Source organism: Nocardioides mesophilus (assembly GCF_014395785.1).
Taxonomy (GTDB): Bacteria; Actinomycetota; Actinomycetes; order Propionibacteriales; family Nocardioidaceae; genus Nocardioides_B; species Nocardioides_B mesophilus.
In genome coordinates this window covers 1,083,460-1,095,288 of sequence record NZ_CP060713.1, presented here as the reverse complement: position 1 = coordinate 1,095,288, position 11,829 = coordinate 1,083,460, and the positions used below count along the sequence as shown (strand labels likewise).

Genomic DNA, 11,829 nt, shown 5'->3' with positions numbered 1-11,829 from the left:
AGGGATGCTCTGGGGCATGGCCGCCGTGACGGCGGTCGTGTTCCCGCTGCTGCCCTCGGCGCCCGCTCGCGACGTCGTCCAGACGGTGGTCACAGCGACCTGCCTGGTCATCGCCTGGCGGCACCTGCTCGCCCAGCCGGGACTGGTCGCGCAGGGCTGGGGCACGCTGGTCGCCGCCGTCACGATCCTCGGCCTCAGCGACGCGGTGGCCGCGGCCGAGCTGCACCTGCTGCACATCGACTACTTCCCGCGCGCGTCGAACGTGCTCGCGCTCTTCGGCTACGCGCTGCTCGGCGTCGGCGTCGTGCAGTTCGAGCGGCACCGCAGCCGCGGCCGGCCGATGCCGGGCCGCACCGAGGCGGCGATCTTCGCGGTCGGGGCCAGCGTGCCGCTGCTGGTCTTCCTGATCCTCCCGGTGCTCGCGGCCGACAGCTTCTCCTGGGCCAGCAAGACCACCACCGTGGGCTACGCCGTCGCCGACCTCGCGGTGATGACCGCGATCACCCGGCTGCTGCTCGCCGGCGGCCGCCAGGCGCCGTCGTTCCTGTTCTTCAGCGGCGCCCTGTTCGTCTCGCTGCTCGGCGACTTCTGGTCCGGGATCACCACGACCCAGGGGCCGAGCTCGGCGCTGGCGCCGGTCCGGATGCTCTGGCTGGCCGCGTTCGTGCTCTTCGCGGCCGGGATCGCGCACCCGTCGCTGCGCTCGCTGAGCGACGGCAGCGTCTGGAAGGGCAGTTGGATCTCCTCGAAGCGGCGGCTGTGGCTGATGGGCATCGGCCAGGCGCTGCCGGCGCTGACCCTCGCGATCTGCTGGGCGCTGGGCGGGACGCCGTACGGCGTGGTGATCGCGGTGCTCGGCCTGCTCGTCTCCGGGCTGGTGACCACCCGGGTGGTCGGGCTGATGGACCGGGTCAGCGAGCAGTCGGTGCAGCTGGCCGCGCTGGCCCGCTCCGACGAGCTGACCGGGCTGCCGAACCGGCGCGCCTGGAACCACGAGCTCTCCCGTGCCTGCGCGCTGGCCCGCGACCACGCCGAGCACCTGTGCATCGCGCTGCTCGACCTGGACCACTTCAAGCGCTACAACGACACCTACGGGCATCCGGCCGGCGACCAGCTGCTGCGCGAGGCGGCGCAGGTGTGGTCGGCGGCGCTGACCGGCGACGAGGTGCTGGCGCGGTACGGCGGCGAGGAGTTCGCGGTGATCCTGCCGCGCACCGGGCTCGTCGACGCGGTGCTGGTGCTCGACCGGCTGCGTGAGGTGACCCCGGGGCGCCAGACGTTCTCCGCCGGCGTCGCGGAGTGGTCGCACGGCTCCGACCCTGCCGTGGCGATCGCGCAGGCCGACGCCTCGCTCTACCTCGCCAAGCGCTCCGGGCGCGACCAGGTGGTCGCCGCGGAGGAGCACGACGGCGTGATGCCGGCGCCGCTGCTGGCGCTGCGCCCGGTGGTGCAGCCGATCGTCAGCGCCGAGGACCTCTGCGTGGTCGCCTACGAGGCGCTCAGCCGGTTCCCGCACACCACCGACGTGCCCAGCGTGTTCGCCCAGGCGCACGAGCAGGGCTACGGCGACCTGCTGGAGGCGACCGCGCTGCAGCGCGCGCTGGACCTGGTCGACCGGCCCTCCGGAGTCGAGCTGTTCGTGAACGTCTCCGAGCGGGCGATGCGCTCGCCGCGGTTCTGGGAGGCGATGCCCGAGGACATGACCGGGCTGGTCGTGGAGCTGCACGAGGATCGCGACGGCCTCGACGACGTCACGGTCGGCGGCTACCTGGACCGGTTCCGCAGCCGCGGCGCACGGATCGGCCTGGACGACCTCGGCGTCCGGGCCACCGACCTGGCGCGGATCGTCAGCCTGCGCCCCGACATCGCCAAGATCGACCGCAGCCTGGTGGCCGGCTGCGACGCGGCGCCCGGACAGGCGGAGGTGGTGCGGATGCTGGTCGACTTCGCCCGGTCGCACGGGGTGCAGGTCTGCGTCGAGGGTGTCGAGACGCCGGGGGAGCTGGCGGCCGTGCGCGCCGCGGGCACCACCTACGTCCAGGGCTACCTGACCGGGCGGCCCGGCCCGGGCTGGGTCGGACCGGCCTCGGTGGCGGCCCTGCTGGCCCGGTCGCGCTGACCGGTCCTCACCTGCGCCGGCCCTCGAGCAGGGTCAGCTCGCGTTCGAGGTTGGCCCGCGCCGGCTGCTCCCAGAGCTCCCGGGCCCGGGCGGTGTGGAACAGCGTCGGCTTCGCGGCCAGGTCGCGCAGCACCGCCGCCCGGCCGGCCCGGAACGCCGCCTCCGGCACGTCGGCGTGCTCGCGCCGGACGCCGGCGACGTAGTCGGCGTACCGCTGCGGGCCGGCGGCCAGGATCGCCAGGTCGGCGTCGCAGAGCAGGCCGCCGAGCCGGTCGTCGTCGGCCGGCCGGTGCCCGGCGGTGAGCCGGACCAGCCGGGCCACCTCGGCGACCTCGGCCGGCGGCAGGCCGGCCGCGGCGAGCTCCGCCTCGGCCAGCCGGGCCGAGCGCTCCTCGAGGTCGCCGCCGGCGTCGTAGACCGCGTCGTGGAACCACGCGGCCAGCCGCAGCAGCCGGCGGTCCGGCTCCGGCTGGTCCCCGGCGAGCTCGTCGAGGCGGGTGAGCACCTCGGCCAGGTGGGTCCGGTCGTGGTAGCCGCGCGCCGGGTCGGCGTACGCGGTCTCCAGCCGGCCGCGCAGCGCCTCCTGCCCGGTCAACGGCCAGTGCGCGGCGAGGTCCATGACCCGACGCTAGCCGGTGACGGTCGTCCCGGACGCCCCGCCGACCCTCAGAACTCCACGGCGGCGGTCGGTGCGACGTCGGAGCGCATCGCGTGCCACAGCTCGGCGACCGCACCGGCGCGGCGCTCGGCCACCAGCCCGGCCCGCTGCAGCGCGACGAGGTTGCCGCCGCCGAGGTAGGCCCCTCCCAGCGCCGCCACCGGCAGGCGTACGTCGGCCTCCGCCGTCGTCGGCTCGACCACCGCCGCTCCGGTCCGGTCGGCCCGGATCCGCCAGCTGCCGGCGTTCCACGGGGCCGAGGTGTCCTCGACCTCGACCACGACGTCGCACGGGGCGCTCCAGGTCCGGTCCTGCAGCGCCGCGGGAAGGTCGACCAGCCGCACCCAGAGGCTGTCGTACGTCGCCACGTCCGAGGCCGCCCGAGGGCCGCCGACCCACAGCAGCAGCGGGTCCTCCGCTCCCACGCCGTTGACCTTGACGGTCCCGATCAGGTCGAAGTCGACGAGCCGGCGCAGCAGCGCGAGCCGGGCGGCCGGGTCGCCGACCAGCGCCCACACCGCGAGCTCGCCCGACGGCCTGGCCCGCTCCCACTTGTGCGTGCGGCGGAACATCGCGAAGCCCACGTCGGACCCGTCCCGGCGCGCGAAGAGCACCCGCCACGGCTCCTTGTCCCGCAGCTGCTCGGGCAGCATCTGGCAGACCCGGTCGTAGTAGCCCTCGGCACCGACCACCGCCCCGAGCTCCGCGGAGCCGAGGTGGATCTCCCGCATCCGCTTCGGCACGTCGGGATCGGACACCGTGGCCAGCCGGGTGGTGAGCATGCCCGCGGCCTCCTCGAGGTGCGGCGCGACCAGCGTGGAGCCCCGGCCCAGGCTCACCGAGAGCTCGTGGGAGGCCAGGCCGTAGCCGTGGCGTCCGTAGATGGCCGGCTCGCTCGCGTGGAGGGCCGAGACGTGGCTGTCCGCCTCCTCGTGCACCTGCTCGAAGTGGTGGCGCAGCATCGCGGTCAGCACGCCCTGGCGCCGGTGGTCCGGGTGCACCCCCACCCAGGTCAGTCCCGCGCAGGGCACCTGCCGAGGCCTGCCGTGCGGCCCGGGAACCGACAGAGTCAGCGGGAAGACGCCGTAGATGCCGGCGTAGGTCGCCGGGTCCGAGCCGTCGAGGTCCGCGGCGAACCGCTGGTCCGTGGGAAGGCCGAGCAGCTGTTCCTCCGCGGAGGACGCCGGGACCTCCCCGAACCAGACGGTGTGCTCGGTCGCCAGGTAGCGCTGCGTGTCCGTGGCGGGGCCGACGCGGATCCGGTGCTCGCTCATGCCCCCAGCCAACCCGCCCGCGCCGACCTGCTCAACCGGTTTACCGGTGCTGCGGTCCCGGCCGGGCCCTGCCACATCCGACGATGACGGGGGAGGGCGCCTGTACCCTCGCCCAGTGACCGGCGCCGACCCAGCCTCGCCCACCGCCGCGCCGCGCCGCTCCGCAGCCGTCCGGGCACAGGCGGGCCGGCTGCTGCTGGCGGTCGCGCTCGCCGCCGTGGTCGCGGCGCCGCTGGCGCTCGGCTGGGCGGTCAGCACCGCCCATGTCGAGGAGCCGATCGGGGTCACGCCCACCACGTTCACGCTCACGACCGCCGGCCGCAGCGAGCTGCGCCTCGGGCTGCTCGGCACGCTCTACCTGCCCCGGTCGCGGGGACCGGTGGGGGTGGTCGCCACCGTCGAAGGGCCCGCCGTCCCGCAGAGCGGCGGCGACGACCTCGCCGCCTACGTCAGCCCGGACATCCTGCAGCTCTACACCGGGCTCTTCCACGACCCCGGGCCGGCGGTGGAGGGGTACGTCGACCTGCTGTCTCGCGACCTGCTGCACCGGCTGCTCCTCGCCGAGGGGGTGCTCGCGGGGCTCGGAGGGCTGGCGCTCTACGCGCTGCTGCGCGTGCCTGCGAACGGGGGCGCCCGGTCGCGTCGGCGGACCGCCGCGGCCGTGGTCGGGGCGCTGGTGCTGAGCACCGCCGGTGGCCTGGTCCTGGTGCGGCCGGCGGCCACGGCCGTCGCCGCCGAGGACCTGCTCGCCCTGCCCGCGCTCGACGGGACCGTCGCCGAGGGCAGCACCACGAACAGCCCGCTGCTGCGGTTGCTGCTCGGCGACGCGGTGCCCAAGGTGCAGCGGCTCCTGCAGCGGCAGGAGGACCGTGCCCAGGCCTACCGCCAGGAGGCGGCCCAGGCCCTCGCCGAGCAGGCGCCGCGGATGAGCGGCCCCCGGGACGGCGAGACCGCCGTGCTGATGCAGTCGGACATGCACTGCAACGTCTCGATGATCGACCTCCAGGGACGCGTGGTGACGCTGCTGCGCGACCGGTACGGCGAGGACGTACCGGCGCTCATGGCGATCACCGGCGACCTCACCACCAACGGCACCGCGGCCGAGCGGGGCTGCGTGCAGGACGAGGCCGGCATCGCCGGGGACGCCCCGGTCGTGGCCGTGACCGGCAACCACGAGTCCCGCGCCAGCGTGACCCAGATGGAGGACGCGGGCATGACGCTGCTGACCGGGTCGACGCTGGAGGCGGCCGGCGTGCGGCTGCTCGGCGACGGGGACCCGGAGCGGTCGGAGCTGTTCGGGGCGACCCGGCTGCGCGGCGAGGAGACCGAGGCCGACGTCGGCACCCGGCTCTTCGAGGTCGCGGCGGAGGACCGGCCGGACCTGCTGCTGGTGCACGAGGCCTACGCCGCCCAGGCGTTCATCGGCACCGACGACATGACGGACTTCCTCGAGGGCCGGGGAAGCCCGACGCTCCGCTCCGAGGACGGCGTCCGGGACCTGCCCGCCTCGGCGGTGTTCTACGGCCACTGGCACCGACCGATCGAGCCGCGGGTGGTCTGGAACTCCGACGGCACCTGGACGCTGGTGATGGAGCTCAACACCTCCGGCGGCGCCATCGACACCCCGACCCTCGGCCGCTTCTCCACGCCGTGGTCGAGGCCCCGGCAGCAGGCGTCGTTCCCGGTCGTCTTCCTCGACCAGGAATCCGGTCTGGTCACCGGCTACCAGCTCTACGAGTTCGACCCCGACGGTGCGGTCCGCGTGCTGCCGCGGGTGGACGTCGGCGACGGCCTGCCGGCGGCGTCGGCGTCCCCGTGAGCCGGGCCCGGACTACGGGCGCACGTCGACGATGACCTTGCCCACCACGCCGCTCTCGACGGCCGCGTGCGCCGCGGCGGTCTCCTCCAGGGGGTAGTGGTGCAGCGGCAGCCCGGCCGCGTCCCCGACCCGGACGGCGCCGGCCGCCACCGCTGCCTCGACGTCGTGCAGGGCCCGGCCGCGCCACGACTCCGGAGCGGTGTAGACGAGCACGAACTGCCAGCGGACGTTGGGCATCATCGAGGGCCGCACCGGCAGCGTGACCGTCGCGCCGCCGTTGTCGGCGTAGACGGCCACGGAGCCGTGCCGGGCGAGCACCGCCGCGTCGAGCTCCGCGTTCTGGGCCGCTGAGACCTCGACGATCGTGTCCACCCCGGCCGGGGCGATGGCGCGGATCTCGGCGGCCACGTCCTGCCGCTTGTAGTCGAGGACGTGGTCGGCGCCGGCGTGTGCGGCGAGGTGGCCCTTCTCCGGGCTGCTCACCGTGGTGAAGACCGTGGCGCCGGACCAGTGGGCCAGCTGGATCGCGGCGTTGCCCACGGCGCCGGCGCCGCCGGCCACCAGCACGGTGCGGCCCTCCAGCGCCCCCGGGCCGAGGTGCGACGGTCCGTCCTCGGTGACCGTGAGGCAGCGGTGCGCGGTGAGGGACGGGATCCCGAGCGCGGCGCCGAGGTCGAACGAGGCCGCCTCCGGCAGCGGCAGCACGTGCCGGGCCGGCAGGACGGCGTACTCCTGGGCGGTGCCGCCACGGGGACGCCCGTACGCCGCCTCCCAGATCCACACCCGGGCGCCGAGCAGCGCCGGCTCGACGCCGTGGCCGACCGCGTCGACCACTCCGGCGCCGTCCTGGCCCGGCACCTGCGCCGGGTCGACGGGGTCGCCCGGACGGGCGCCCCGGCGGCTCTTCCAGTCGGTCGGGTTGACCCCGGCCCGGTGGATGCTGACCCGCACCTCTCCGGGCCCGGGCTCGGGCACCGGGATCTCGACGAGGGTCAGGACATCGGGGTCACCCGAGACGGAGTACTCGATCGCGCGCATGGCACCGACGGTATCCCCTGGAAGGGGCATTGGCCCCTGGCGAGGCTCCCGGCCGGCGCGACACTGGAGGCGACGATGAGGCGAGCCGCAGGGGAGGCAGGAGCATGTCGCGCAGGGAGTTCTACCACTGGCGGGAACCGCGCCGGCACGTCTCGGTCGGGGAGTCGCGGGTCAGCCTGCCGTTCTTCTACCACGACAACGACGTGTTCATCTCGGTGCACACCGCCTCCCTCGAGGCGGTCACCGCCGAGCTGCCCGCCGAGGCGATCTGCCCGGTCCGCTGGGTCGACGGCCGCGCGATGGTCGCGGTCACGGCGTTCCGCTACCACGCGGTCACCTGGACCGGCGGCGACGGCTCCACCGGCAGCCTGGTGCCCTATGGGGAGATCTCGGTGGCGGCGGTGGTCAGCGTCGGGGAGTCCGCGCGGGCGCTGCCGTTGCTGCGCCGCGAGCAGCCCGGGTTCGTGCTGCACCTGCCGGTCACCACCGCCCAGGCGCGCGACGGGGGCCGCGAGCTGTGGGGCTTCCCGAAGTTCGTCGCCGACATGGACTTCACCGAGGACCCGACCTTCCGTCGCGTCGAGCTGTCCGAGGGCGGGGTGCCGGTCCTGCGGCTGACAGAGCGCCCGGCCGGCCCGGTGCTGCCCGACCGCCGGTCGATGGTGGCCTACAGCGTCCTGGACGGGCAGCTGCTCGAGACGACCGTGCCGGTGCTCGGGCACGTGCAGGCGCGGTTCGGCTCCGGCGGTGGCGAGCTCGAGCTCGGACGCCACCAGGTGGCCGACCGGCTCCGGGCCCTGGACCTCTCACCGAAGCCGGTCGCCGTGTTCAGCTACCTCAGCCACCGCTCGATCCTGCCGGCGGGCCGGCCGATCGGTACCGCCCGCCCGTACGCCGGCTACCGCGGCGTCGACGCGCCCCTCGGGCGGTTCACCGTGAGCTACCCCGGCACCCCGCCGCTGGACCAGTACGCCGCCGTACCGGTGCTGCAGCAGTGACCCGGCCGGTGCTGGCGCGACCGCACCGCGCCGGGCCAGACTGGACGCCCAGTCGACGTCAGGAGCAGACATGTCCCGGGTGGTGCACTTCGAGATCCAGGCCGACGACGTGGAGCGCGCGAAGACGTTCTACGCCGCCGTGTTCGACTGGTCCTTCCAGGACTACGGCGAGGTCACCGGCTCGACGTACTGGGGGATCGTGACCGGGCCGGAGGACGAGCCCGGGATCAACGGCGGCCTGCAGCAGCGGCCGGCGCCGGCGCCGGCGGCCGGCCAGGGCACCAACGCGTTCGTGTGCACGATCGGGATCGGCGACTACGACGCCACCGAGCACCGGATCCTGGCCGCCGGCGGCCAGGTCGCGCTGCCGAAGATGGCGCTGACCGGGATGGCCTGGCAGGGCTACTACCTCGACACCGAGGGCAACACCTTCGGGATCCACCAGCCCGACCCGGACGCGGCGTAGCGCTCAGGGCGTCCCGAGCTCCTCGGGCAACGGCTCGGTGTGCAGCACCACCAGCGAGGTGACGGCCCGGGTGAGGCACACGTAGAGCCGGCGCAGCCCGGTGACCCGGTCCGGCTCCCCGGCCACGATCCCGGCGGGCTCGAGCAGCAGCACGTGGTCGAACTCGAGCCCCTTGGCCAGCGAGGCCGGTACGACGTCGAAGGGGACGTCGAACTCCACGCCGCCCGCCTCGACGTCGACCGGGCCGGCCGGCTCCTCGCCCAGGACCGCGTGCGCGATCCCGGCCTCCCGGAGCGCGGCCACCACCTCGGCCACCCGGGCGTCGGGGGTGATCAGGCCGACCGAGCCGACCTGGTCCGCGGCGGTCCGCGCGGCCGCGGCGGTGGCCGCCACCAGCCCGGGCACCCGGGTGACCGACAGCTCGCCGCGGGCCCGGCGCACCGAGGTCGGCGGCTGCAGGCCCGGCGCGATGGTGGGCAGCAGCCGGGCGGCGTACTCGATCACCTCGCCGGGCACCCGGAACCCCTGGGTGAGCTGCTCGACGTGGGCATCCGGCTTGCCGAGGTGGCGCAGCGCGTCAGTCCACGACCGGGTCGCCCACGGGGTGGTCGCCTGGGCCAGGTCGCCGAGCACCGTGGTGGACCCGGTGCTGCACCGGCGGCCCACGGCGCGCAGCATCATCGGCGAGAGGTCCTGCGCCTCGTCGGCGACCACGTGGCCCAGCGACGGGGTGCGCTCGACGAGGTCCTGCGCCTCGTCGATGAGCACCGCGTCGGCGAGCGACCACCGCGCCGAGGTCGGGGCCTTCGGCGGCTTCGCCCAGCGCAGCGTGGCCTGCTCCTCGGCGCTCAGCAGCCCGTCCGCGGCGCGCGCCAACACGCCGGGGTCCGCGAGCAGCCCGAGCACCAGCCGGGCCGGGTCGACGGCCGGCCACACCGCGTCGGCGTACCTCTTGACCTCGCGGGTGCGGGCGACGGCGTCCTGCACCCGGTCGTCGGGGGAGTCGCCGGCGTCCTCCATCTTGGTGAGGATCCGGTGCGCGAGCCGCTGCGGCAGCATCGCCCGGGCGGCGCCGTAGCGGACCCCGCGGCTGCGCAGCTCCGCGACGATCTCCTCGACCTCGTAGGTGGCCACCCGCCAGCGCCGGGCGCCGCGCGGCAGCACCAGGCCCTCGGCCGGCACCTGCACCTGCGACCACAGCGCCCGGGCGATCACCTGCGCCATCCGCTCGTCGCCCTTGAGGGTGGCCACGTCGGCGGCGTCGGCCCCGCGGACGACGTACTTCGCGTTCAGCCGTCGCAGGGTGGCGCCGACCAGCCCCTCGATCGTGGTCTGCTGCGCGTCGATCTCGCCGAGCGCCGGCAGCACGTCGCCGATGTAGCGCAGGAAGGACGCGTTCGGACCGACCACCAGCACGCCCTGGCGGGAGAGCTGCTCGCGGTGGGAGTAGAGCAGGAACGCCGCGCGGTGCAGCCCGACGGCGGTCTTCCCGGTGCCCGGGGCGCCCTGCACGCAGACCGACTCCTCGAGCGCGGCCCGGACGATGACGTCCTGCTCGGGCTGGATGGTGGCGACGATGTCGCGCATCGGGCCGACGCGGGGCCGTTCGATCTCGGCCTCGAGGATCACGCTGAACTCATCGCCCGCCTCGCCGGGTCGCTCGCCCGGGGCTCGCAGCAGGTCCTCGTCCTCGAAGGCGGTCATCTCGCCGTGCTGGAAGCCGAACCGGCGGCGCAGCCGGACGCCCATCGGCTGCCGCGGCGAGGCGCGGTAGAACGGCAGGCTGATCCGGGCGCGCCAGTCGACGACGAGCGGGTCGCCGACCTCGTCGCTGACGTGGCGGCGGCCGATGTAGAACCGCTCGCCGCGGGCGTCCTCGTGCGCCTCGTCGTAGTCGAGCCGGCCGAAGAACAGCGGCACGGTCGGGTCGTCGGCGAGCGCCTTCATCCGGCGCAGGATCGCCGACTCGAGGAACTGCTGGCTGACCCAGTCGCCGGCGGCGGCGGAGTCGAGCGCCGCGGTCCGGTCGCGCATCCGGGCCAGCGCGGTGCGGGAGTCGGCCAGGTGCCGCCGCTCGGCGTCGAGGTCGGGGGTGGCCTCCTGGGAGCCGGAGCGGGAGTCGGAGGCGGTGGAAGGGCCGGAGGCGGTCGGGGCGGACAGGGGGTCGGGGTCGGTGGTCGGGGGCGTGGGAGCAGGCACGCGAGGACCTCGCAGGAGTCGTGGTGGAAGCCCGGTGACGCTACCAGCGCCCGGCGGGGCGGGCACCCGGTTTTCGGCTGGCACACTGACGCGATGCGTGACGCCTTCGACCTCGACCCCGCCGTGACCCACCTCAACCACGGCTCGTTCGGCGCGGTCCCGCGCGTGGTCGCCGAGGAGCAGCGGCGCTGGCGTGACCGCGCCGAGGCGAACCCGATGCGGTTCCACCGCGTCGAGATCGGCGCCCACAAGGCCCGCGCCCGCTCGGTCGCCGCGGACTTCCTCGACGTCGGCGCCGACGAGGTGGCGCTGCTGAGCAACGTCACCCAGGCGATCGCGACGGTGCTGTCCGGGCTGGCCTGGCAGCGCCGGCTGGGAGCGGACGACGTGGTCGTGGTCGACCAGCAGGGCTACGAGTCGGTACGCCGCTCGGTCGAGCACTGGTGCGAACGGACCGGTGCGTCGTACGTCGTCGTGCCCTCTCCGGTCGCCGCGACCCCGACCGCGACGCTCGCGGCGTTCCGCGAGCGGTTCGCCGAGGTGCAGCGCCGCGGCGATCGGGTCCGGCTGGTGGTGATCGACCACATCAGCTCGCCGACCGGCGCGGTGCGGCCGGTGGCCGAGGTCTGCGCGGCGGCCCACGAGGTGGGGGCGCTGACGTTCGTCGACGCCGCGCACGTGCCCGGCCAGCTGGGCGCGCCGCCGGCCGGGACCGGCGCCGACTTCTGGGCCGGAACGTGGCACAAGTGGGGGTTCGCGCCGCGGGGCAGCAGCGCGCTCTGGGTCGCCGAGGCCGAGCGGGACGCGGTGCTGCCGCTGACCACGAGCTGGAACCACGGCGCGCCGTACCCGCTGCCGTTCGACACCCACGGCACCGACGACTACAGCGCCTGGTTCGCGCTGGCGGCGGCGGTCGACTTCTGGCGCGAGACCGGCGGCCTGGACCGGGCGGTGGCCGCCCGCGACCTGCTCGACGCGGGCGCCGCGGCCGTGCGCTCGGTGCTGCCGTCGGTCGAGGCCGCCGGGCCGCTGGAGCAGGGGCCGTTCCTGCGGCTGGTCCCGCTGCCGGACGGGGTCGCGGACACCACCGAGTCGGCGGCACTGCTCTACGAGGCGCTCAGCGGCCGCGGCGTCGAGGCGCAGGTCGTCGCCTACGACGGTCGTGGCTGGATCCGGCTATCGGCGGCGCCGTACAACGAGGTCGCCGACTACGAGCACCTGGCCGAGGTGCTGCCGTCCGTGCTGGGCGACTGAGCCG

Annotated in this window: 9 protein-coding genes; 5 read left to right on the top strand and 4 right to left on the bottom strand. The window is 75.2% G+C overall.

Going from position 1 to position 11,829, the window contains the following annotated elements; all coding sequences use genetic code 11:
* The first annotated feature begins 16 nt into the window (after positions 1–16).
* Positions 17–2,119, top strand: a complete 2,103-nt coding sequence (locus H9L09_RS05180) for a GGDEF domain-containing protein (protein WP_187579645.1) — start codon at positions 17–19, stop codon at positions 2,117–2,119.
* A gap of 7 nt (positions 2,120–2,126) precedes the next feature.
* On the opposite strand, the gene H9L09_RS05175 is transcribed toward H9L09_RS05180, so the two are convergent.
* Positions 2,127–2,738, bottom strand: a complete 612-nt coding sequence (locus tag H9L09_RS05175; RefSeq protein WP_187579644.1) for an HD domain-containing protein — start codon at positions 2,736–2,738, stop codon at positions 2,127–2,129.
* Between the two features lie 47 nt (positions 2,739–2,785).
* Complete coding sequence (locus H9L09_RS05170; RefSeq protein WP_187579643.1) at positions 2,786–4,051, bottom strand: GNAT family N-acetyltransferase; 1,266 nt, start codon at positions 4,049–4,051, stop codon at positions 2,786–2,788.
* A 115-nt stretch (positions 4,052–4,166) separates the two neighbouring features.
* On the opposite strand from H9L09_RS05170, the gene H9L09_RS05165 reads away from it, so the two are divergent.
* The gene (locus tag H9L09_RS05165; RefSeq protein WP_187579642.1) at positions 4,167–5,870 is read left to right on the top strand and encodes a metallophosphoesterase family protein; all 1,704 of its coding nucleotides are present in this window, start codon (positions 4,167–4,169) and stop codon (positions 5,868–5,870) included.
* Positions 5,871–5,882: 12 nt separating this feature from the next.
* On the opposite strand, the gene H9L09_RS05160 is transcribed toward H9L09_RS05165, so the two are convergent.
* Entirely contained in the window at positions 5,883–6,908 is a 1,026-nt protein-coding gene (locus H9L09_RS05160) for an NADPH:quinone reductase (protein WP_187579641.1), read from the bottom strand.
* 104 nt (positions 6,909–7,012) lie between these two features.
* On the opposite strand from H9L09_RS05160, the gene H9L09_RS05155 reads away from it, so the two are divergent.
* Both H9L09_RS05155 and H9L09_RS05150 read left to right on the top strand, forming a co-directional pair.
* Positions 7,013–7,906, top strand: coding sequence for an acetoacetate decarboxylase family protein (locus tag H9L09_RS05155; RefSeq protein WP_187579640.1), 894 nt, complete (start codon positions 7,013–7,015; stop codon positions 7,904–7,906).
* 70 nt (positions 7,907–7,976) lie between these two features.
* Positions 7,977–8,372, top strand: coding sequence for a VOC family protein (locus H9L09_RS05150; protein ID WP_187579639.1), 396 nt, complete (start codon positions 7,977–7,979; stop codon positions 8,370–8,372).
* Between the two features lie 3 nt (positions 8,373–8,375).
* Here the strand turns inward: H9L09_RS05150 and H9L09_RS05145 are convergent, their stop codons facing one another.
* Positions 8,376–10,571 carry a HelD family protein gene (locus H9L09_RS05145; protein WP_246456286.1) on the bottom strand — a complete coding sequence of 732 codons (2,196 nt, stop codon included), beginning with the start codon at positions 10,569–10,571 and terminating at the stop codon, positions 8,376–8,378.
* A gap of 93 nt (positions 10,572–10,664) precedes the next feature.
* Between H9L09_RS05145 and H9L09_RS05140 the strand changes: the two genes are divergently transcribed.
* Positions 10,665–11,825, top strand: a complete 1,161-nt coding sequence (locus tag H9L09_RS05140; RefSeq protein WP_187579638.1) for an aminotransferase class V-fold PLP-dependent enzyme — start codon at positions 10,665–10,667, stop codon at positions 11,823–11,825.
* Positions 11,826–11,829: the final 4 nt, after the last annotated feature.